13 protein-coding genes and 1 pseudogene are annotated in these 23,822 nt (G+C 40.9%); 9 read left to right on the top strand and 5 right to left on the bottom strand.

Annotation, left to right across the window (positions count from 1 at the left end; all coding sequences use genetic code 11):
• Nucleotides 1–713 precede the first annotated feature (713 nt).
• Genes IV514_RS10175 through IV514_RS10165 form a run of 3 tightly spaced genes read left to right on the top strand, consistent with a single transcriptional unit; the run spans nucleotide 714 to nucleotide 3,752 of the window.
• The gene (locus IV514_RS10175; RefSeq protein ID WP_206485109.1) at nucleotides 714–1,151 is read left to right on the top strand and encodes a MerR family transcriptional regulator; all 438 of its coding nucleotides are present in this window, start codon (nucleotides 714–716) and stop codon (nucleotides 1,149–1,151) included.
• Entirely contained in the window at nucleotides 1,132–3,387 is a 2,256-nt protein-coding gene (locus IV514_RS10170; protein WP_206485108.1) for a heavy metal translocating P-type ATPase, read from the top strand. Before IV514_RS10175 ends, IV514_RS10170 begins: the two co-directional genes overlap by 20 nt.
• 11 nt (nucleotides 3,388–3,398) lie before the next feature.
• Nucleotides 3,399–3,752, top strand: coding sequence for a cupredoxin domain-containing protein (locus tag IV514_RS10165; RefSeq protein WP_206485107.1), 354 nt, complete (start codon nucleotides 3,399–3,401; stop codon nucleotides 3,750–3,752).
• Between the two features lie 71 nt (nucleotides 3,753–3,823).
• Here the strand turns inward: IV514_RS10165 and IV514_RS10160 are convergent, their stop codons facing one another.
• Nucleotides 3,824–4,822: a LacI family DNA-binding transcriptional regulator gene (locus tag IV514_RS10160; RefSeq protein WP_206485106.1), complete on the bottom strand. Its 999-nt coding sequence runs from the start codon at nucleotides 4,820–4,822 to the stop codon at nucleotides 3,824–3,826.
• Between the two features lie 292 nt (nucleotides 4,823–5,114).
• Here IV514_RS10160 and IV514_RS10155 point away from each other — a divergent pair, with 292 nt between their 5' ends.
• From IV514_RS10155 to IV514_RS10130, 6 genes and pseudogenes are all read left to right on the top strand, one after another.
• Nucleotides 5,115–6,377 carry a sugar MFS transporter gene (locus IV514_RS10155; protein ID WP_206485105.1) on the top strand — a complete coding sequence of 421 codons (1,263 nt, stop codon included), beginning with the start codon at nucleotides 5,115–5,117 and terminating at the stop codon, nucleotides 6,375–6,377.
• Between the two features lie 10 nt (nucleotides 6,378–6,387).
• Nucleotides 6,388–8,952 carry a glycoside hydrolase family 3 N-terminal domain-containing protein gene (locus IV514_RS10150; RefSeq protein ID WP_241242279.1) on the top strand — a complete coding sequence of 855 codons (2,565 nt, stop codon included), beginning with the start codon at nucleotides 6,388–6,390 and terminating at the stop codon, nucleotides 8,950–8,952.
• A gap of 343 nt (nucleotides 8,953–9,295) precedes the next feature.
• Nucleotides 9,296–10,198: pseudogene (locus tag IV514_RS10145) on the top strand (glycoside hydrolase family 16 protein); the annotation flags it as partial.
• Nucleotides 10,199–10,278: 80 nt separating this feature from the next.
• On the top strand, nucleotides 10,279–11,808 hold the full coding sequence (locus IV514_RS10140) for a VCBS repeat-containing protein (protein ID WP_206485103.1): 1,530 nt from the start codon (nucleotides 10,279–10,281) through the stop codon (nucleotides 11,806–11,808).
• Between the two features lie 19 nt (nucleotides 11,809–11,827).
• Complete coding sequence (locus IV514_RS10135; RefSeq protein WP_206485102.1) at nucleotides 11,828–13,744, top strand: TonB-dependent receptor; 1,917 nt, start codon at nucleotides 11,828–11,830, stop codon at nucleotides 13,742–13,744.
• A 122-nt stretch (nucleotides 13,745–13,866) separates the two neighbouring features.
• The gene (locus tag IV514_RS10130; protein WP_206485101.1) at nucleotides 13,867–15,156 is read left to right on the top strand and encodes a GGDEF domain-containing protein; all 1,290 of its coding nucleotides are present in this window, start codon (nucleotides 13,867–13,869) and stop codon (nucleotides 15,154–15,156) included.
• Between the two features lie 215 nt (nucleotides 15,157–15,371).
• Here the strand turns inward: IV514_RS10130 and IV514_RS10125 are convergent, their stop codons facing one another.
• The 4 genes from IV514_RS10125 to IV514_RS10110 all read right to left on the bottom strand — a co-directional run bounded on the left by IV514_RS10125 (nucleotide 15,372) and on the right by IV514_RS10110 (nucleotide 23,604).
• A complete protein-coding gene (locus IV514_RS10125) occupies nucleotides 15,372–17,246 on the bottom strand; it encodes a DUF5060 domain-containing protein (RefSeq protein WP_206485100.1) in 1,875 nt (624 codons plus the stop codon).
• 336 nt (nucleotides 17,247–17,582) lie between these two features.
• The gene (locus IV514_RS10120) at nucleotides 17,583–20,564 is read right to left on the bottom strand and encodes a TonB-dependent receptor (protein WP_206485099.1); all 2,982 of its coding nucleotides are present in this window, start codon (nucleotides 20,562–20,564) and stop codon (nucleotides 17,583–17,585) included.
• Between the two features lie 349 nt (nucleotides 20,565–20,913).
• The gene (locus tag IV514_RS10115; RefSeq protein WP_206485098.1) at nucleotides 20,914–22,242 is read right to left on the bottom strand and encodes a glycoside-pentoside-hexuronide (GPH):cation symporter; all 1,329 of its coding nucleotides are present in this window, start codon (nucleotides 22,240–22,242) and stop codon (nucleotides 20,914–20,916) included.
• A 30-nt stretch (nucleotides 22,243–22,272) separates the two neighbouring features.
• Nucleotides 22,273–23,604, bottom strand: a complete 1,332-nt coding sequence (locus IV514_RS10110) for a GH1 family beta-glucosidase (protein WP_206485097.1) — start codon at nucleotides 23,602–23,604, stop codon at nucleotides 22,273–22,275.
• Between the last annotated feature and the right edge of the window lie 218 nt (nucleotides 23,605–23,822).

Here is a 23,822-nt window from a genome sequence, read left to right as displayed (position 1 = left end):
CGGTTTGTTGGAAATTTATACAAGGCAGTGCTTTTGATGTGTGGTTGTTCCACATGATAAAGCACTAAAGATTTTATGCTCCTGCAAAATCACCTTACCCCACATCCATGTGGGGCAACATAGTAGAAATGACAACAAACGCTGCCTGAAAGGTTCGGCTAAAAGCGTTTTACTCTTTGTTGTGAGGAAATTTGCTTAGATGACTAGGCGTCATTCCTCACGCCGCGATTAAAACGCTTTTATCTCGAACAAAAATTAAACAGCAAAGATCAGCATGCCCTAATCTATTACTTGTTTGCTTATTAATGATTTTTAAAACATTTCGGCAAGCATTTAAAATCCCTCAGTCATCTTTCACATATGCGCCGCTTGCAGGTGATATGATGATTATTAAATGGACACCTCCCACTTTAGGTACTTAATTTTTCAAACCGTCTTTTCATTATTAGCTAACTAAAAAAGTGTATTTTCATTTAATAGGAAAGTTACCTATTTTGAGAGATTAATCTTATATTATTGCAAGGGATGAAGGATATGCCAGAAACGCTGTTAGTTAAGGTAATTGCAAATCTTGCCGCGTGATAAAACAACAACTAAACAGAAGTTTATTATATAAAATAATGAAATGATCAAATAAGCTTGACCTGTGTCTAAGGCACAGGTTTACACTTGGTTTGAAAATGACAATGTAGGTGAGAAATTAAGGAGCGAATGTGAAGGTAACAGAGCTGGCGACAAGTCTAGGTACAACACCGGATACGGTGAGGTACTACACGCGACTAAAACTCATACACCCTAATAAATCTGTAAATGGCTATAAGTTTTATTCGGCGAAAGATGTTGCTCGATTGAAGTTTATTTTAAGTGCCAGACAACTTGGGTTTTCGGTTGCTGATATCAAGCAAATTATCAGTGAAGCTGAGCATGGTAAAAGTGCCTGTCCGTTAGTTCGCACCTTGATTAAGCAGCGTTTAGATGAAACGGAAAAGCAATTTCAAGCCATGTTAGCACTGAGACAAAATATGACATCTGCCTTAACACAATGGGGTACGATGGAAGATAAGGCACCTACACCTCATATGGTTTGTCATTTAATCGATAGTTTTGAACACACTCATTTGGGAGAAAGTGATGACTGTAACGAATCCTGAGACTGAGAGTACTCAGCAGCTTATTATTGAAGGTGCAGGATGCGCCAGTTGTGTTGGTAAAATTGAACGGGCTTTGAAAGCAACACAGGGTGTTGATAGTGCGGAAATGAATTTTGCAGATAGAACCGTCTCCGTTACAGGTAGCGTAACGGCTGAAGCATTAGTCAAAGCGGTAGAATCTGTTGGTTATAATGCTAAGCCACTCGATGATAGTGGCGCGATTGATGCGCTTAGTGAAAAAGAAGAAGCTGATTGGGCATATTATAAAAAGTTGATGCGCGATATGACGATTGCTTTATCGCTCGGTGTGCCCTTAATGATATACAGCATAGTGGTTGGTGAGATGACCGTTGAAAGTAACCTAGAAAGGTTGTCTTGGTTGATCGTTGGCGTGTTAACCTTTGGTGTAATGTATTTTTCAGGTAAGCATTTTTATTTGGGAGCTTGGAAAAGTTTAAAAAATCATTCTGCTAACATGGATACCTTGATTGCACTTGGTACGGGTACGGCGTGGTTGTATTCAATGGTGGTCGTTTTTATTCCTGATGCCGTGCCATTGATGGCGAGGCACGTGTATTTTGAAGCTACAGCAATGATCATCGGTTTGATTAATCTTGGCTTAGCTTTGGAAATCAAAGCCAGAGGAAAAACCTCTGAAGCCATTAAACGGCTGATTGGATTGCAAGCCAAAACAGCGACAGTTGTTCGTGATAGCAAAGATGTGCAAATTGCAATTGAGCAAGTGCTGCTCAATGATGTGGTAAAAGTCAAACCTGGGGAGAAAATCCCTGTCGATGGTATTGTGGTTGACGGTCATAGCTCGATTGATGAATCTATGTTAACTGGTGAGCCAATGCCGGTTGAGAAATCTGAACAAGATGAAGTGGTTGCTGGGACGCTAAATAAGTCTGGGCTGTTGTTATTTAAAGCAACGCGTGTCGGAAAGGATACGGCACTTGCCCGTATTATTAATATGGTGAAGCGAGCACAAAATTCCAAACCACCGATAGGACGGTTAGCGGATGTGATTGCCGCGTATTTTGTGCCTGTTGTTATGATTATTTCAATTTTAAGTGCGCTCGCATGGCTTAACTTTGGTCCTGAACCTGCGATTGCTTTTGCTGTTGTCTCAGCGACAACTGTGTTGATCATTGCTTGCCCCTGTGCACTTGGATTGGCGACGCCAATGTCAGTGATGGTCGGGGTGGGAAAAGCAGCCGAAGCAGGGGTACTTATTCGTAACGGCGAAGCATTACAAGCCGCCTCTAAAATTACCGCTATGGTGCTAGATAAAACAGGCACTATTACCGAAGGTGCGCCTAGTGTCACCGATATTGTGTTAGCCAATGCTAGTGATGAGCAAAGCGTGTTACAACTTGCTGCAAGTTTAGAAAGTGGTTCTGAGCATCCTTTGGCGCAAGCGATTGTTGAAAGTGCGTTAGCGCAAAATATCGAGTTGTTTAATATTGAATCGTTTAATGCCATCACAGGCTATGGTGTTGAAGCTAAGTGCGATGAGAAGGCCTTGCTTTTCGGTAATGACAAATTGATGAAACGAGAAAATATTGAGTTGACAGACTTTACTGAGCAGGCGCAATCCCTAGCCAAAGAGGCCAAAACTCCGATGTACTTTGCTGTTGATGGTGAACTTGCTGCAATTATCGCGGTTGCCGACCCGATAAAGTCGGACTCTATTTCCGCGATTAAAAGACTTCAGGCAAATAATATACGTGTGATCATGCTCACTGGTGATAATAGGGAAACCGCTGCAGCTGTCGCGAAGAAAGCGGGTATTCGTGAGTTTTATGCTGAAGTGCTGCCTGAAGATAAAGCCAATAAAGTACAAGCATTACAAGATAACAATGAAATTGTCGGTATGACAGGAGATGGCATCAACGATGCACCTGCGCTTGCATTAGCTGATGTTGGTTTTGCCATCGGTACAGGAACTGATGTGGCTATTGAAAGTGCTGACATTACGTTAATGCGCGGTTCATTACATGGCCTTGCTGATGCTATCGCTGTTAGTAAAGCAACATTGCGCAATATTAAGCAAAACTTATTTGGCGCCTTTGTCTATAACGTAGCAGGGATCCCATTTGCTGCCGGCGTTTTATATCCGTTTTTTGGTATTTTGCTTAGTCCGGTCATAGCTGGTGCCGCGATGGCGTTTTCGTCACTGACCGTGGTGTCGAATGCTAATCGACTTCGTTTATTTAAAGCTAAAGAACATTAAGGAGAATCATCATGATGATAATTAATTTATTTGGCTTCTTACTAATAGCGCTGATTATTTGGTGGTTTTGGCTTTATAAACCCAAACAAACCACAGTGAATAACCATGAATTGTTAATTGAAGTACAAAATGGCGTCTATTCGCCATCTGTGATTCAAGTACCGGCAAATCAGCCTGTTACATTGAAATTTTTGCGTAAAGATGAGTCGCCATGTGCCGAAACATTGTTGCTCCCAGCTTTGGAAATTAGCAAACAGCTCTCATTAAATACAGTGACGCAGGTGACGCTACCGAGTTTATCACCAGGCGAGTATCAGTTTCATTGTCAGATGCAGATGTATCGAGGTGTTTTGAAGGTTGTTTGATGAGACTTATCAGTGATCACATGGAAAATATATGAATGTGATCACTGGTGATGTTTAGGGAGTGTTTATTTTTATATATGAGATATCGATTCGCGAGTGATCAACTCTGGCTTGAAAAAGTTTTCAACATCAATATTTTTCTGTTTATACACGTGTTTAAGGATCCACTGCGTTGACATTTTAGCCATATCTTTAATTGGGAAATTAATCGTGCTGAGTTGCGGATAGAGATACTCAGTAAAAAATACGTTATCAAAACCAATAATGGAATAATCATCAGGCATAGTGAAGCCTCGGTCTCTCACTGTTTTCATGGCACCAGCAGCCATTTCATCGTTGGCACAAGCCACCGCTGTGAAATTAATACCTGTATCTAATAGGCTGGCCATGCCATCTCTGCCACTTTGAATGAGATAGTCTCCTTCAACAACTAAAGCATCATTTAAAGGTATATTGGCTTCTTTTAATGCTCGTTGGTGACCATGAAACCGGTCGGTAGCATCTTGTTTTGATAAAGGGCCAGAGATATAAGCAATATGTTTATGACCATGTTCAATAAAATGTTTGGTGGCCAGATACCCACCTAATTCATTATCTAAATAAAAACAGTTGTCTTCGATTTCTGGAATATGACGATTCAGCACGGTAAATGGTGTTTTATTCTTTTTAAGCTTAACAAAATATTCATTAGGCAGAGCATCAACGAGCATAATTAAAGCATCGCAGTTTCTGTCGATCAGAAATTCAATGCCTTCTTTTTCACTTTGTTCATTACTGTGACCAGCAGTAACAATGGAATGTTTTCCTGCTTTGCGTAGTTCTGTTTCAATTTCACTTAACATGGCTCCGTAGAAAGGACCATGAAGCTCAGAGACCAGAATACCAATACAATTAGAGCGGTTTGATGCTAAAGAACGAGCAACAGAGTTAGGGCGAAATCCTAATTCTTGCATAGCATCCATGACTTTCTTTTTAGTTTTTTCACTAACATGTTGATGATCGTTTAATACACGAGAAACCGATGATAATGAGACACCAGCGAGTGCAGAAACTTCATAGATGGTTGCCATTGTTGTCCTTAGAGATTTGCATGTTCTTATCTGGGTAACTTTAACACGATTGAAATAAACTACACCAGTTTAAAGTGGGTAGCATATCATCAAGATACTGATCATTATCGCATAAAACGCAAAATTTTGGAAGCGCTTCCAGTTTTTTATGGAAAACGGTTGCTTTTTATTTTTGTACAGGTAAGAATGGAAGCGCTTCCAGTCTCGGTGAGTGTGATGCTTATCGCTCATAGTGACTAGAAATAACAACATTACACAATAGCATGATTGAATATTCGCTAAGGGGGAAATAATGGCTGGTACATCAGCTCAAGGTCAATTTACACCACAATCTACGGGGGTAACAGGTCAGTCGTACGGCTTTGCTCTAACCACACTGACTACCTTGTTTTTTATGTGGGGGTTTATCACCTGTTTGAACGACATTTTGATCCCTCATTTGAAGGCCGTATTTGATTTATCATACAGTCAAGCAATGCTTATTCAGTTTTGCTTTTTTGGTGCTTATTTTCTCGTGTCATTACCCGCTGGAAAAATTGTTAAGGCGATAGGTTTTCAAAAAGGGATTGTCATCGGTTTGGTTGTTGCAGCACTTGGCTGCTTTGCCTTTTATCCTGCGGCGGCGATGTTAAGTTACCCTATATTTCTTGGTGCTTTGTTTATTCTGGCAAGTGGTGTGACAATTTTACAAGTATCGGCAAACCCTTATGTCAGTATTTTAGGTGACGAGAAAACCGCTTCGTCACGATTAAATATGACTCAAGCATTTAATTCTTTGGGCACGACTGTTGCGCCGTTTTTTGGTGCGTATCTGATTTTAGATACTGTGACAGATAGCATGTCTAAAATACAGCATGCTGAATCTGTACAACTTCCTTATCTGATGTTAGCTGGAAGTTTATTGCTACTTGCCTTAATTTTTTCTCGTCTTAATCTGCCTGTTATTACTCATGTTGAACAACCTGATGAACATAAAGATGTTGATGGTAGTGCATGGCAATACCGACATTTAGTGCTGGGAGCATTTGGAATATTCGTCTATGTAGGAGCAGAAGTCTCAATTGGTAGCTTCTTAGTCAGCTTTTTAAATGATCCCAATATTGCTGGCTTAGTAGAAAGCGAGGCAGCAAAATATATTGCTTATTATTGGGGAGGAGCAATGGTCGGTCGCTTTATTGGCGCGGCGGTAATGCAAAAAATTCCAGCAGGTAAAGTGTTAGCATTCAATGCGGTTGCGGCGATTAGCTTAATTGCCATAGCAGTGTCAACATCGGGACCATTAGCTATGTGGTCAATTCTGCTTGTTGGTTTATGTAACTCAATCATGTTTCCTACAATTTTTAGTTTAGCAATCATTGGTTTAGGTAAGCATACTAGTCAGGGTTCAGGTATCTTATGTTTAGCTATTGTTGGTGGTGCTATTGTGCCATTACTGCAAGGGGTGTTGGCTGATACTATTGGCCTACAGTTGTCTTTTGTTTTACCTATTATCTGTTATCTCTATATTGGTTACTTCGGTCTTGTTGGTAGTAAGCCGGTTAAACGGGATGCTTAAGGAGATGAAAATGCTGAAAGAAAAATCAATGAACAAAAAGTTTGCATTCGTTATTTCGACCTTAAGCTTATTGTTATCAGGTTGTCTGGAGCAGGCTGAAGAGAAGAAAATTGAGACAACAGTCGCGAAACCTGCGCCAGCCCATAATGTTAATATCTGGCCGGAACTCGATATTGCGGTAAAAAAAGATCCTGCTATCGAGCAAAAAGTTGCGAAGCTATTATCCTCAATGACAATTGAGCAAAAAGTTGCTCAGATGATCCAACCAGAAATTCGAGACATTACTGTAGCTGATATGCGCAAATATGGCTTTGGATCTTATTTAAATGGTGGTGGAGCGTTTCCTGATAATAATAAACATGCAACACCTGCTGACTGGATCCGTTTAGCGGAGAATTTATATCAAGCATCGATTGATGATTCATTAGATGGCTCAACTATTCCCACTATGTGGGGTACTGATGCGGTGCATGGTCATAACAATGTCATTGGTGCGACATTATTTCCACATAATATTGGTTTAGGGGCGGCGAACAACCCTGAATTAATTGAACAAATTGCTCATGTTACCGCAAGAGAAGTTATGGTTACTGGTATTGATTGGGTATTCGCTCCTACGGTGGCTGTGGTACGAGATGATCGCTGGGGACGCACTTACGAAGGTTATTCAGAAGACCCTGAAATCGTAAAAAGTTATGCAGCTTCAATTGTCAAAGGTTTACAAGGTGTAAGCGGGAAAAACTTTCTGGATGATAACCATGTGATCAGTACCGTTAAGCATTTTATTGGTGATGGTGGTACGGTTGATGGTGATGACCAAGGTAACAATATTGCCTCAGAGCAAGAGTTGTTTGATCTCCATGCACAAGGGTATGTTGGTGGTTTGACGGTTGGCGCGCAATCAGTGATGGCCTCATTTAATAGTTGGCATGGTAAGAAAATTCACGGTAGTAAGTACTTGTTAACTGATGTGCTTAAAGAACGTATGGGTTTTGATGGTTTTGTTGTCGGTGATTGGAATGGCCATGGCCAAATCAAAGGTTGTAGCAACGAGAACTGTCCTCAAGCCATTAATGCGGGTTTAGATGTATTTATGGTACCAACCGGTGCTTGGAAGCCGCTTTATGATAACACCGTTGCCCAAGTCAAAAGTGGTGAAATTCCTATGGCGCGGATTGACGATGCCGTAAGCCGAATTTTGCGTGTGAAATTTAGAGCGGGGTTATTTGATAAGCCAAGCCCAGCAAAACGTGCTTTGTCGGGTAAAACTGAACTGATTGGCGCAAAAGCACATCGTGATGTTGCCAAACAAGCAGTACGAGAGTCTTTAGTTTTATTGAAAAATAATGATCAATTATTACCACTGAATCGTCAGCAAAATGTCTTAGTGGCTGGTGATGCCGCCGATAACATAGGTAAACAATCAGGTGGTTGGACAATTACTTGGCAGGGTACCGGTAATACCAATGAAGATTTTCCTGGTGGTAGTTCAATTTATGATGGTATCAAAGCTAAGTTAGCAGACAGTGACGCTAGGGTTGAATTTAGTGTTGAAGGTCAATACCAGCAAAAACCTGATGTTGCGATTGTTGTCTTTGGTGAAGAGCCTTACGCCGAAGGTAACGGTGATTTAGATAACCTTGAATATCAACGAGGTGATAAAAAAGATTTAGCGCTGCTTAAGCGTTTAAAAGCTGACGGTATTCCAGTGGTATCTATTTTTATTAGTGGTCGACCTATGTGGGTTAACGCGGAATTAAATGCCTCTGATGCTTTTGTTGCCGCTTGGTTACCTGGTTCAGAAGGTGCTGCCATTGCTGATGTGTTATTTACCCAAACAAACGGTGAAATTGCTCATGACTTTAAAGGTAAATTATCATTTTCATGGCCGGCAACAGCGCAGCAAACAAGCATTAATCGCTTTGATAAACAATATCAGCCGTTACTTCCATATGGCTATGGCCTAACTTATGGTCAAGAAAGTCAACTATCAAATACGCTGAACGAACAAAGCCAAGTGTCTGCTGAACAAACTACTGCCTTATCTATTTTTGATCGGGCAGTGCAAAAACCTTGGCAAGCATTTTTACAGTCTGGCGATCAAGTCAGACAAATCAATTCCAATGTGCAACATATGGGTGCTATCTCCTATAAAACCATTGATAAACAGGTGCAAGAGGATGCTCGTGCCGTGACGTTTGATGGCAATGAGCAAGCATCAATATATTTTAGTGGTAGCTTCCCAGAAGATATCCGCAGTTATGTTGAATTGAAGTCAGCATTATCTATTAACTTGAAAGTTGAGCAGCAAGCTTCTGAAAAAGTATGGTTAAGCATGGCGTGCGAAGGGGAATGTAAAGGTGCTGTTGATCTTTCTCAGCAGCTCAATGCCTTGGAGTTGAACCAATGGCAAACAATTAGCGTTGACCTAGCATGTTTTACTCAGGCGGGTTTAGATGCCGCTAAGGTATATTCGCCATTTAAGTTAACGACCAAAGGTACATTGTCACTGAGTTTTGCTGACATCGCCTTAGTACCCGATTTAGCCCCTAAGGCTGATATTAACTGTCAATAAGCAATATAAAATTAAGCAAAGCAGTATGATAAGCGGATTCATTATCATACTGCTATCATTTGAGAAAGCATGATAGCTAAATTGAATGATATAAAGATTAACTAAAGGTCATGTTATGAAGATGAATACTCTTTTGTTGAGCAATGCAAAGTACACTAGTTTACTGTGCGTAGCTTTATTAGTAGGTTGTGGTTCTGGTGATTCAGACAAAAGTGAACAACCGACATCTGTTGTGACGACACCAACAGATCCTGTTGATAATGGTAATGACAATTCAACAGGGGGCTCAACAGGTGATGATACTAATAACACAACGTATAACGATCCTACAGAAGCATCGCTGATCAGTGACCAATGGCAGCTGGTTTGGCAAGATGAGTTTGAGCAAACAACAATTGATAATACCAAGTGGGGTTTTGAAGTTAATTGTTATGGCGGTGGTAATAATGAGCAACAATGTTATACCGACCGTGAAAAAAATGCCTATATTGAGCAAGGCATATTAAAAATTGTTGCTCATAAAGAGGACTTTAGCGGTCCAGCTGCACAAGATGATGATCCGAATTATAACCCTGATAATACCCGTACCTTGCCGTATACTTCGGCACGTTTACGCACGAAGCATAAAGCAGATTGGCGTTACGGACGTTTTGAGATAAGCGCAAAGCTACCTCAAGGGCAGGGGACATGGCCTGCAATATGGATGTTACCAACCGAGTGGGTTTATGGTGGCTGGGCTGGCTCAGGTGAAATAGATATTGTTGAGGCGGTAAACCTTAAAGCGCAATCGGATGAAACGGGTGTTGCTGCAGGGACCGAAGAAACTCGTGTTCATGGCACCTTACATTATGGCCGAGCCTGGCCTGAAAATGTTTATTCAGGGCAAGCATTCCACTTACCGGATGGGCTTAACCCAGCAGATGACTTTCATGAATATGCGGTTGAGTGGCAAGAAGGGGAAATTCGCTGGTATGTTGATGATATTCATTATGCAACACAAACCGAAGATGGCTGGTACAGTCAATATATGAATGATGATGGTAATTTAATTAATGGCCAAGGCAGTGCACCGTTTGATCAAGCATTTCACCTGATCCTAAACTTTGCTATTGGCGGCGCATGGTCGGCTAATGTTAATGAAAAAGGTATTGATGCCACTGTTTTTCCACAAGCATTTGAAATTGATTATGTTAGAGTATATGAATGTTCGGTTTCGCCACAAACTGGTGCGGGATGTGAAGCAGTTGGTGATGGCGCAACCCATGTAGAGGGACATAAAGCCCCCAATTTATAATGGTTAGTTAATACATAGTGCAAGGATAAAAAGTGTTCGTAATAAAGTACCTTAGCTTGGTTATTTATCTGTTAGTGATGCTATCGGGTGTATTGAATACACTTCCTGCACAGGCCCAACAAGCCTCGCTGAAAGAAATTCAGCAACAAGTGAATCAATATTGTGGTGCTTGTCATAAGGTACCACCGCCAGATGTCATGCCAAAAGATTTTTGGCCTCGAGCGGTTGATGTCATGGCTGATATGGCGAAAAAACGCATGGGCACGACGTTTATTCCAAGCCAAGCGCTTGATAATATCAAAGCCTATTATTACGGTAGTGCGCCAGAATCGTTAATTACCCTACCTAATTTTGCTACTAACCCTGATCAAAGTGCCATCGCTAGGTCAGGTATTGGCGAACTATCGATGACGCCTCTGGTAGTTAATGTCAATAAAATAAACTTATCTGATAAGAAGAATGCTCAATTTTTAATTGCAGATGCCGATAGTAATCAAGTCTCTTTGTTAACTCGCCAACAGAACAATTGGCATGAGCAGGTGGTTACCAATATCAAAGTGCCCAGCCATACTGAAGTTATTGATTATGACTTAGATGGTGATAAAGACATTTTAATCGCTGCCTTAGGGCTTATTCCTCCTTCTCCCGCTCTTGCAGGGCAAATTGTATTATTAAGACAAAACGAAAAAGGTCAGTTTCAGCAAGAGTTATTACTTGATGGAGTCGGCCGGATCACTGATGCAAGAGCCGCAGATCTAGACAACGATGGCGATTTAGACATTGCCGTTGCGGTATTTGGTGGCGGCAATGTGGGTGAAGTGTCTTGGTTAGAAAATAAGGGTAAAGGACAATTAGTTAAACACGATATTATCAGTGCCAGCGGTGCGCTAAATGTCTCTATTGTTGATTTAAATAATGATGGCAAATTAGATATTGTGAGTTTATTCGCGCAAGAGTATGAGATGGTGCTTGGTTTAATCAATCAAGGCAAAGGTCAGTTTAAACAACATGCATTGGCTGAAGCGCCTCATCCTATGTTTGGTTTCACCGGCATGCGTGTTGTTGATTTAGATGGTGATAATGACAGTGATATTCTCATGACCAATGGCGATGCTAATGATTTACATATGGATCCTAAACCTTACCACGGGGTGCAATGGTTAGAGAATAAAGGAAATTTAGTGTTTCACTACCATGATATCGGCCGCTTTTACGGCGCTGCATCTGCTGTTGCGGGGGATGTAGACAATGATGGTGATTTAGATGTCGTCGCGGGTAGTTGGAATAACTTCTGGCAAGATGCTAATCGACAAAGCCTTATTTGGTTTGAAAACGATGGTAAACAAGGCTTTACTCGTCACAATATTACCAATCAGCCACAAAGTATCGTGTCATTTGAATTAACCGATGTCACTGATGATGGCAAATTAGACATTGTTGCTGGCGTATTTCGAATGGACTTATTGATTGCTCAAATGATGGGAACGCCAAAAGAGCAACAAGATCAAACATTAAAAACACGTATTGTGTTGATTGATAATCAGCAACTTTCAATTAAATAATAACGAGAATAATGGTTAAATGAAGTCTGCGCTTTCCTTAATCGCAACCTGTGTTGTTGCGTCATCGCCTGCTGTTGCTAATAACAGTAATATCACTGTCGAACAAAAAAATATTCCAGTCACTAGTGATAATCTAGAGCATGTCACGGTATTAGGTACACATTTGCCGAAAACGAGTCATGACCAATTGGCAAAAGTGACGCTAGATGCAGAGCAGATCGCTGCGTTAGCGGCTAACAGTTTTGCGGATGTGTTACGAGGTTTACCTGGCGTTGATGTGTTTCAGCAAGGTGGCGCTGGTGGCCTTACTTTTCTATCGGTGCGTGGTGGTGATCCTAATTTTGTAGTGGTGTTGCTTGATGGTGTGAAAGTGAACGACCCGACCAATAGTCGTGGAGGTGCCTTTGATTTAGCGACAGTCGATCCTGCAACAGTTGAAAAAGTAGAACTACTATATGGTGGTTATTCAACGGTTTATGGCAGTGATGCTTTAGCAGGGGTACTCAGTATTACTACCAAAAGTGCCAAACAAGGTGATTTAGCCAATGCAACGATTAATTTAGCGAGTGCAGGGCGTTATGGCGGAAGTGTTCATATCGCTACTCGTGTTGCTGATTTAGTTGATTTAAGTGTGACTGGCGGCATACAGCGTGACGATCAAAGTACGTTTGGTGATACATTTAAACGTCAACAGTTTACAGTGAAGCTTAATTCCGTCAAAGCGTCTCCATTTTATTGGCAGCTTAATAGTTTTTATGCCGAGGGCAACAGCCAGGCATTTGCCGAAGATAGTGGTGGTGAACGGTTAGCCGTTATTCGTCAGCCACAATCAATAGAATTTCAACAACAAAATAGTGCCTTAACCTTAGGTTATGCATTGACTGAGCAACTTAGTGTAGAACTTCAAGGGACTTTGTCTGATAGAAACGAGCAAGTTGATAGTCCAGCCATAGCGCCTGGAGTGATTGATGGTGTGCCAGCATTACAAACCGACAGTGATTACCAGCGCAGTGATATTAGCTTGCTCTCACGTTATCGGCTGTCTGAGCAGATTGATTTTGCCTTTGGTGCCAGTTATGCCGATGAACAAGGCGGCATGGAAAGCTTGATTGATTTTGGTGTTTGGGTGCCAGCCAATTATCGTTTACATCGACAATCAAAAGCCATTTTTGCTGAAGCTGCACTGGCGTTTGAACCGTTAATGCTTACTGCGGGGGTGCGTTATGATGATAGTGACGCCTTAACTATCAATACCCATCGACTGTTAGCCCAATATCAACTCACGAGTGAGACACAGATCTCTGCTCATTATAGCGAAGGATTTAAACTACCGAGCTTTTTTGCCTTAGGTCATCCTTTTGTTGGTAATAAAGCATTACAACCTGAACGTAGTAAAAATTATGCTGTCAGTGCTAAAACGGACTTTCCTGAACAGCAATTTAACGTAACAGCGAGTATATTTCACAACCGTTTTAGTGATTTAGTCGACTTTGATCCTGAGGCATTTACCAATATTAACCGCTCTCAAGTAGACGCTAAAGGTATTGAGTTAATTGCTCAGTATCAGGTTAATTCACGGCTATTTGTCTCTGGGCAAGTGAGTTATAACCATACCGAATTAAAAGACACTGACGCTAAATTAAGAAGAAGACCTAAGGTTAAGTCCGGCGTTGCTTTGCACTATCAACCGCTTGAACAACTTAATTTTACGGCCCGGTTAACGGCTAACGGCCAATATTATGATAGTGCTATTCCAACCGGCATGATCAAAATGGACAGTCATTATCGTCTGGATTTATCATCTGCTTGGCAAGTAAAACCTGCGATACAGCTTAGGTTAAATATTGCTAATGCTTTAGATGATCACAGTGAAATGGCGGTTGGCTTTAAAAACTATGGTCGTAACATTAAGTTAACGGTATCAGCTAGCTTTTAAAAGGTGTCAGTAGGTTACTCCAAACTTTATCGTCAAAGGGTGGTAGCTTCTATGCTTTATAAATACGCTAACACTAGGTAAACTCATTATTCTGTTGTTAATTGGTCTCATTTATCTAAGCCATGAAATCCGAATATTCTCACCTTCCTCATATAAAAGATCACAATGAGCTAACGTTATATGAATTAATTCCTGACGTTGTATGGATATTTGATATCGACCGCCATGGTTGGTGGTGGGGCAATGAAGCTGCATTGAACTTTTGGGGATTAACGACGCTTGAACAACTAATAAACAAAGACTTATCTGGAGATACTCAAGGAGCCAGAGACAGAACGGTACAAACGTTTGAACGAGCAGTCGCTGAAGGCTTAACTAAAGATCCCTGGACGACATATCCCAATGGCAAAGCAAAAACCTTGTATATGAAGCATAAAGCCGTGTTGGTGGGGCCAGAAAAACATAGAGCCATTATTGCTTTTGTTAATGAAAGTGTCAGCTTGGGTGAAATCCCTGAGAACCTTTTGCTGGTTGAAGCTATGCGATATACCAAAGTGTTGGTAACTAGTTTTACTTTATCCGGTGAAATTGTGGTCGAAAATCCTGCAGCAACCAACGCATATTTATCAGTGAACCCTCGTGAAAAAGGTATTGCACAATCGACCTTTGCAGCCCGATTTGCCAATGCTCAACAGGGTAATAACTGCCTGAATCAAGCGATTGCTGAACATGGTGGTCGTTGGACTTATCAGATGCAAACAATTCATGGTATTAAACAGCATACGTTAGATATTAGGGAAACTCGTCACCCACTGACTGGCGAATTTTTGTTATTGGTGGTGGAATATGATGTGACTGACTTACACCAAGCCATTGCACAGGTAGAACAAACTAAAAATAAATTAAAACAAATGGCGCATGTTGATGCCTTGACTAATTTACCTAATTTAAGGCAACTTGAGGAAACGGGAGCTGCATTACTTAAACAAGCAGACAGGCGACAGGAAAATATTGTCATTATGTTTATCGACCTCGATGGCTTTAAAGGAGTTAATGACAAATATGGTCATCATGCAGGGGATGAGTTATTAAAGGCTGTCGCCAGTCGGCTGACTAGCCAATTACGCAATTCTGACTTAATCGCAAGAATTGGTGGTGATGAATTTGTGCTTATGCAAGCGAATATTGATGATAAAACTGACATCGCAGGTGTGGCGCAAAAAGTTATTGATATAATCAGTGAACCATTTGAACCTTCTTTTGGTTCGGTGCAACTGGGAGCCAGTATTGGCATTGCTAGATTTCCGGATGATGGTAAGTCCATGGAAAGCTTACTTAAGGTAGCCGATCATGCTATGTATCAAGTAAAAAAACACAATAAAAATGGTTTTCAGTTTGCCTGCTGTGATTAGGTGTTTTAAAACGTCTGTGCCAATATCAAGCAAAAATCATCGTCTTTGTCTGTGATGACTTCTCCTTTTTAGTCGAAAGATCTGAACATCGTATGGGCATTTCGGATGAGTGGCCAAAATTAACTTGTAGCTTGGGTAGGTTTTGGTTTGGACAAATCATTGAAAAATACCGCTCACCTCCAAGCGAACGGCATTAGGGATAAATCCTATTGTTATTACAGAGTTCGTTTTAGTAACACTACCCAATCTTTATCTTCACGAGCGGGTGGTTTACCTAGGTTAACTAGGCTGCCGCTTTGAATGATTTTGGCGCTACCCGTTTGCAAACTCCCTCCCTCGACAGGGTTGTACCAATGTACTTGGTAATCCCCTTTAACACCCGTCAAATTAATATTAAATGTCTGGGTTTTATGAGGAAAATAAATAGCATAAACTTCTTGATATTTGGCAAAAGCGTATGTGCCTTCTTGCTCTACCACTTGTAGGTTAGATTGCATTTGCCACCAAGGTAAGTAGTTTTCAAAAAAGTCTCGCGCGTGTTTTGTCAGAGTCCAAAGTTGGTCGCGTACGCGCCAGCTTTCTGAAGTCAGATCATTATGGGGGACTTTGGCACCGAAATACCATTCAACGCCAGCTGCTCCTGAAAGCAGGGTGCCCCAAAGTACATCGCCCCGTAAACTGACATGTCCCGGATCGTTGGCATCAATATCAGCCCCTGTATGCCACATGCCGATTTCATCCATGGTGATCAGCCATTTATTACCTGATTGCTCAGAGTTTTTCTGCCAGGTTCGCACTACATCGCCTGCATGTTTGCGGTCGTGCGCTTGTAGGGATAGCCCATCGAGCCCTTTGTAGCCCAATAGTGGATCGAGCACAGGCTTTCGAGTATTTACCTCGGCATGGGTGTGAATAACAACGGGGTGATCATAGGGATCATTCTCTGCAAAGAAATCGACCATGGCTTTACGCTGATTATCATCTTGAGGAGGTGGAGACCACTTGGCATAGCCATTCTCTTCGCCCAGGTTCCATACTAAGCCGAGATGATGACCAAAACGCGCAATAAGCTCAGAATAATACAGCGTGCGCATGGGACCAACATTACCATCATCTAGCAGCCTTTCGTTTTCAGTCTCTTGAGTCACTATGTGTAGCATGATGCCACGTTGCTGCATGTGCTCGAAAACTTGTTCCCATTGAGCGAGCTTACTGACATCGAATCGAGTGAAATCTTTGTGATCAACATAAGGCCAGACATCGCGACCATCACCGTTGATATTGAGAGTAAGGAAGTACACCGAATTCATGCCTTTACTTGCGAGGTAATTGATAGCACCAAAAATTGATTTGCCTTTGCCTCCTCTAAAGGTTGGATCGCCATGCTGCCAGTCTTTCTTGTGATCTGAATAGAGGTGTAGCTTTTCATCGACATTTGCTTCACCGTCACGAACATCTTGGACGACGCGATAGGTACCATCAATCGCATAGTAGCCAAGGAAATTTTCAGGCCCGTTAGCACCCACTTTAAGCAAGTACTGGTTTGAGCTAGGCGAATAGAAATAACCATTTTTTACAGAAACTCGTCCTATGCCACGAAGGTCTGGGGCTACCTTGTCGCTAGGTTGAACTTTAAATTGTCCCTTAGCATATTCTAACTCAAGCGGTTGGCCATTATTGCCGGAAATCGCGATGTTTTCGCCATATTGCAATTGGGCATGGTAATGCCATGTGCCCGTATTGGGTGGTCGAAACTTTACTTGCCAAACGTTGCCGGCATCTGTACCGCTTATAGCAGCGTTTCCGTCAGCTGCATAATATCCTCGTACGTTGTATTGCTGATCACCTTGAGAAAATGTGACCGTTAGTAAGTAATTAAGGAAAGGGTTGTTGTCGTCCAACTCGGAAGTCTCTGGACCAGAAAAGTTTAGCGCTACTGGGTGCCATTGCTGGTAAACCTGTATAGGCGTACTTGAGCTAGACGTTAATTCATGCTGAGTATCGGAGCACCCCTGCAAAAATGATACTCCAATGAATATACAAAAGAATGGGACAACATTAATATTTTGTCTGATGTACCTTAGGCTCATGAAAACCTCCAAGTTGAAGTGTATATGACCGATGCATTTAACAGCTTGGTGGCATAGGTCGTAAACGGTGAAGTTAGAGCTGGGTATTTAAAGTCTATTGCTTGGCTTTTTTTAAGAAACCCAAGGTGTCTTTATGAAACTTTCATATAATAAATTTTATCCTAGTTAATTCGATGAATAATTTCTTCGGTTAAGTTGTGAGAACATTGGGCGTTGATAGTCTGAGTATGTTTTTCTGGCTTGTCAGACAAATGTAGTTCGCTATTTGAACCATAAAATAAAAAAGCCGCTGGGGGGACTAGCGGCTTTTCACTTTATGGTTAACTCGAGGCTTTATTAGAAAACGTAACGAGCACCAATGTTAAAGCGTGCACCATATTGGTTAGCACGAAGTAGTTGTTCACTGTAACGCACGTAAGTACGTTGTGTTTCTTCAGTGATATTCAACGCTTCAGCAAAGATGGTAAAGTCTTCTGTTACAGAGTAACTTACGTTAGCATCCACTTGCGAGTATGCTTCGGTATACACAGGTGAACCGTGTTGATCGAAGCCTGCTAAGAACTCGTCGCGCCAGTTATATGAAATACGTGCTGATAAATCGTCGTTTTCATAAAAAACTGAGAAGTTTGCCGAGTCACTCATACCAGGTAGAGCAAAGTCTTGCTCAATGGCATCACGATCTGCTTCTACGTCACCGCTAACGAATGTGGCATTCACCATCATACCAAAGCCTGTGTCAGAGAATAAATGCTGTGCAGCTAATTCCCAACCGTAAAGATTCGCTTGTTCACCATTGGCAGTACTTGATTCGTCAAACACTGCTAGCGGATCATCGCTATTAGGTGCAATCGGTGTTGTTAAATCGTCAAGCCCCATGTTTTCGTTAATGCGGGCAAATACGTTAACATCCGTAGCTTGAATACCTTCAGCTTCTAATTGAGCGCGGGCTTCTTCTGCACGTGGACCATTATATACGTCACGAATACCTGGAACGGTAGTTTTTGTACTTGAATCAACTAAGAAGTTATCAACCATTTTCTTGAAGTAACCTACTGATGCGTAGCTACCTTCACCGTAGTAATACTCAAGTGAAAAGTCTAAGTTATCAGAGATGTATGGATTTAACCCAGGGTTACCTGAAATGATTTTACGTTGACCAATTTTTGGTGTACCAACAAAGTCTCTTGTTGAACGCATTGCACCGATATCAGGACGAGCAAGTGAGCGAGCATAAGAAAAACGTGTGATAATTTCATCAGTTACTTCAAGGCTCACATCTAAACTTGGTAAGAATTGTTTCGTTGTTGCGCCACCAGAAGAAAAGGTTTTATCTGGTGAAGTGCTATAAGTGAATTCATTACCACCAGCCCAGATAATATCTGTAATTGGTGTTTCTAAACCTTTTGAAGTGACTTTTGCTTCTTCATAGCGTAAGCCAGCAACAACATTAACAGGCATGCCGTTGAATTCATCTTCAAAGTTGAACTGTGTATAAACAGAGGTAACAACTTCGTTTACTCGTGCATCTGAGTCAATGTTACCGGCCCAGAATTTACCTGTGCCATCAGCATTTTGGAATTCATCACCCCAAGACTCGTTGAAACAACATTGTGCAAAGGTGTCAACAATGGTTTCATAGCCGTTTAGAATGTAATCAAAGTCTGCTGTGTAGTATGAGTCAATTGGGATATCACCGCTATTACCAAATGCATCTAACAGACCACTAGTGCTAGCAACTTCCCACTTAGCATCATCCCAATATTGTGCTGACCAGTTCCACCAACCTGCTGGTAATAAACCCGAGAATGCACTGGTGTTTTTAAAGTCTTGTTCGGTGCGAGAGATACCAAAATTAATACTGGCTAATGCACCGTCACCATCATTTATCCAAATACCTTTTAATTGGTACTGAGACATTTCGTTTTCACCTGAATTGTCACTAGCACCACCAAATAATGAACCAATATCAGAAGGTAATAAACCATCTTGTGGGTTACCGTCTCCACCAATAAAGGTCATGTCATAAATTGGTACACCACCGCTAAAGTAATTAGCTGTTTTTTCATCGATTGAGGCTGTGCTTGGACCTGCGCCAGGAACAAAACCACACCATCCACAAGAAGTGTTACCTATGATTAAGAAAGCGTCATGGCCTAAACCGACACCATCTGTGGTCGCTGAAGAATCATGAGCATCAAATTCGAATGATAATGTTTCTGTTGCTTGCCACTCTACATTTAGACCTAATGATTTATTTTCAGCAAGTGATTCACCACGACCTACGTTAGTGGCAAAGTCATTACCTGCTTCAGTAACTGATGTGTAAGTACCACGTTCGTTAACCGTTGCTTCGATGATTGAACCACCGTTGTTAAACCAAATACCAAAGGCATTAAAGTCACGCTTTGATTCAACTTTTGAGTAAGTGTAGTCTAATGTTGCTGTGACTTTATCAGAAGGTGTAAATTGAAGAACTGCTTGCGCATTAGTACGTTGACGACTGTTATCACTGATACCATAGCCAGCATTTTGCGGGTACCAAGTAGCGCCATCAGCACGTGTGTTATTGTTAGTAATAATACCAGTACCTGTTCCCACATTAGGGATCCAGTTATCTACATTGGCATTTTCTTCACGGTTATCACGATCTTGGTATGAACCAGAAAATGAAACACCAATTGTGTTATCAGCAAAGGTATTGCTAACAATAGCTGAGATTTCAGGTGTGAACTTACTGCCTACATCATCAACAGAAGTTTCATGAACTGCTTTACCACTTACCACGGCTTTAAAACCAGGGTTGTTTAATGGGCGTGCAGTCATCATATTTACAGTAGCACCAATACCACCTGTAGGTAATTCGGCTTTTGCTGTTTTATACACTTCAACAGCACTCACGGCATCGGTAGCGATGTTACTAAAATCAAATGCACGTCCACCAACGGTCGGCATTTGACGACCATTTAAGGTCACCATGTTAAACTCTGGGCCCATACCACGAACGGTAATTTTTGCGCCTTCACCGTTACTACGATCAATTGAAACACCCGTAATACGTTGTAAAGATTCTGCTAAGTTGCCATCAGGGAATTTACCGATGTCTTCTGCTGTGATTGCATCAACCACACCATTTGCATTACGTTTAATATCGACTGATTTGACTAAACTACTACGAATACCAGTAACTTCGATAACTTCAATTTCTTTTTTTGCTTCTTCAGCCGCATTAACTGCTGTAGCTGATGATATTGCCGTAGCACCAAGTACTATAGTGATAGCTTTCGCTAGTCGACTTTTATTTAAATTATATTGCTTCATTGTTCTCCCCTAGACACTCAGCATAGTTGAATTTTTTCTGGAAGCGCTTCCAAATTAAGTTAAAAAATTTAGCGTTTGGTTTTTGGAAGCGCTTCCATAACTTAAGGTAGATCGATAATAAGGTCAATGAAAAAATGGCAAAATTAGTAAACTTTATTAGAGTTATTACTCTTTAATTGCGTTGAACCTGTTGAATTTAAAGTGTTCTTGTGATTGGAGTTCGTGTATTGATTTTAATCAGTTTGCGGTTATTTATTGATTTAATGAAGTTAAAATAGCTCAGTTGTATTATTTGAACTGTGAGTTGGTTATGCATTTGCACTGCCCAAGAAAGGGCAGTGCTATTTGGTTATTTGGCGGGTTGATTCAGTTCTGTGTGAATACGGTTGATTAGCGCATTATCAAGTTTATACCAACGCATCGTTAACGCGACTAATAATGAACCTATGGCAGGGTACAAGGTAAATGATAATAATATACCATGTTGTGTGGCGGCTGTTTGAACGACATCTGCTTGGTAATTATAATAAGCGAGTAACCAGCCAGCGAGTGCCCCCCCTATTGCTACCCCCATTTTTATAAAGAATACGACGGCAGAGTAGATCATACCGGTAATGCGAATACCGGTTTTCCAATGGCCATAATCAATGGTGTCAGCCATTTTTGCCCAAAGTAATGGGGTCGCCATCTGTAGAAAAAAGTTCCATAAGAAGAATAAGACAAAGGCGAGTATTAATTGCTCAGCAGCAACAAAGTAGCTGAGAATACAAATACAAGCCGCGATAGTTTGCAGCCAGATATAAGCTTTAATTTTACAGACTTTGTTAGCTATAAATTGCGAAAGGGCACAGCCAAGTATACTGCCTACCATGCCTAAGGTCATAAAAGCAGTGATTAGATCGGCTTGTTGCAGATAATATTTTACATAGTAAACCGCTAAAGTCCCACGCAGTACCTGACCGCTTAGCAGCAGCAACCCTGCAATACACAATATGCGCCACTGATCGTTTTGCCAGAGCATTTTAAGGTCATTTTTAAAGGATGATTGTTGTGTTACTGGTGGGGGAACTCGCTCTTTTGTCCCTAAAAAACAGAGTATAAATAATACGACACCTAATACACTCATGGCTAACATGGCGTTTTGAAAGCCAATCGCTTTATCACCATCTCCTAACCAATCCACTAGTGGCATAGTACCAGAAGCAACAATAAGTCCGCCTAACATACCAAAGACAAAGCGATAAGATTGTACTGAAACTCTCTCTTCAGGTCTGTTGGTGAGTACCCCACCTAAGGCGGAATAAGGAATGTTGATGGCAGTATAAACAATCATCAATAAAGTATAAGAGACAAAGGCATAGATGATTTTACCGCTATCGGATAAATCAAATTTAGTAAAAGCTAATACGCTGATAATGCCAAACGGTAGTGCTAACCATAAAAGGTATGGGCGAAATTGTCCCCATTTAGTGTGAGTTCTGTCAGCTAGTGCGCCCATCAATGGGTCGGTTACTGCATCGAATATACGAACCACTAAAAACAGTGTTCCGACAATAGCGGGTGATAAACCAACGACATCGGTATAATAAATGAGTAGGAACATCATCACGGTTTGAAAGATGATATTACTCGCGGTATCACCAAGTCCGTAAGCTATTTTCTCTTTGACACTAAGCATATTGTGTTTTTCTTCCTGATATTAACTGGTTTACTTACGACTACCAATTAATTGACTAAAAGCATGACCACTGTTCTTTATCGTACGTTTTTGTGTCTGATAATCAACATATACTAAGCCAAATCTTTTTAAATAGCCTTCTGCCCATTCAAAATTGTCCATTAAGCTCCAGGCGAAATACCCTTTAATATCAACTCCTGCCTCAATGGCTGTATTGACTGCGAGTAAGTGAGATTGAAAATAGTTAAACCTATCTACGTCATTAACCTCACCTTTATCGTTCTGATCTTTCATTGCTGCACCATTTTCGGTGATATAAATAGGTGGCAGGTCATAGGTTTTATTTAACGAAATTAACACATCGCTAAATCCTTGTGGAAATACTTCCCATCCCATATCGGTCAGTTCAACATCACAAGGCTTTATTTCCTGATAAATAGTGTCTTCATCTGCTTGATAAATAGCTCTGGTGTAATAGTTGATACCCATAAAATCAATTGGTTGAGAAATAATGGCTAAGTCATCGTCCAAGATCTCAGGCTGATGTTCAGCATCAAGTTGTGAAATTATTGCTGGATATTGGCCATCAATGATTGGCTTTATATACCATTGATTTAGGTAATCATCGGCATATTTTGCCGCTTTTATATCGGCGTCATTATCTGAAATAGCGTAGGCAGGGGTGAAATTTAATACGATACCATTAAGTGTATTTGGACTTAATTTTTTCAGTACCTGCATGGCTAAACCATGAGCTAATAATAAATGATGGGCAGCCTTTTTTCCGTATTCTTTTCCTTTAAGCCCTGGGGCGTGAATACCAAGCTCATAGCCAAGGTAAGCACTACAAAACGGTTCGTTTAATGTGGCGTAAGAATAGACACGATCACCAAATGCTTTAACAATTTGTTCTACATAATGCTGGAACGCATAAGCGGTAGCTCGGTTTAACCAGCCGCCGTTATCTTCTAAATGTTGTGGCAAATCCCAGTGGTATAAAGTAACAAACGCTTTAATATTGTATTGTTTTAGTTTATCGAGAATTTGCTGGTAAAACTCTATGCCGTTGTGATTAATGCTTCCATCTTCATTCATCACTCGGCCCCACGCAATAGAGAGTCGATACGCATCAACGTTAAGGTCTTTGATCATCTCAATGTCTTGTTGCCAAAGATTATAATGATCACATGCAACAGCACCATTTGAGTTGTCGGCAATTGTCCCTGGTTGCGAGCAAAAAGTATCCCAAATACAAGGTAGCCTGTGTTCAATACCACCTTCTATTTGAAATGAAGCTGTTGCTATACCATAGGTAAATTGTGGTGATCTCATTGGCGAATTAATCGGTAATGTAAGTTTCATTGTGATTATTATCTTTTGATTTATTAAAATTGGAAGCGCTTCCAATTTAGCTTTGTTTCAATTAAATATCAACTTTTTTATCTAAGAACCGTTTTTTACAGCCAACATTAGTCGCTATCTATCAGAAAAATAGCGAGTTATTACAAAGAGGTTTTTTTCTGAATACCAGTGTAAATCACATGAACGATCATTAAGTTTGTCAATACTTACCAACACAA

The sequence above is a fragment of the Thalassotalea sp. G2M2-11 genome (assembly GCF_017168195.1).
Lineage (GTDB): Bacteria > Pseudomonadota > Gammaproteobacteria > Enterobacterales > Alteromonadaceae > Thalassotalea_E.
Note: the sequence above shows the minus strand (reverse complement) of the source record. Positions and strands in the feature narration are given on the sequence as shown.